Below are 531 nucleotides of genomic sequence, written 5' to 3' on the forward strand. Positions count from 1 at the left end.
TCCGTGGCAGAGGGTGTTGTTGAAGCAGTCGGGAGGATCGACCAGGTTCGGCGGATCCGGCGGCGGATCCGGTGAGTTGAGTCCCCCCGCGTGGCATTCTCCACAGACGGGAGCGTTGCCCGGGTGGGTCGTGGTGTGAGTTGGAGGAGTAACATCGCGCCACAGAGAGCCCGTCACGAGAAGCGAGGTTGTTGGGTGAGGTCCCCCAGCAAAGTGACAGGCGAAGCAAGAGTTTCCCGAGATTCCCCCTGAAAAATTGTTGCCGTGGCAGATCTTGCATGAGATGAAACCGGAACTGCCGGGAGCCCTCTTCGCGGAAGCACCGTGTTCGTTGGCTGGGTTGTTTATGTTGATGGATACCCAGTTTGAAATGGTGTCGTGGTGGCACGCCGAGTGCAGGCAGGACACCCCCGAGTTACCCCCTCCGAGGTCGGTCCCGTGGCATAAGGTGCAGCTCGCCGCGTCTGGCAGTGCGGAAGCGGGGTGCAACGAGATCCAGTTCGGGGTCTGAGGGTTGTCGTGGTGGCACGC

It is taken from the genome of Deltaproteobacteria bacterium, assembly GCA_011773515.1.
In the GTDB taxonomy this organism is placed as follows: Bacteria; Desulfobacterota; Deferrimicrobia; order J040; family J040; genus WVXK01.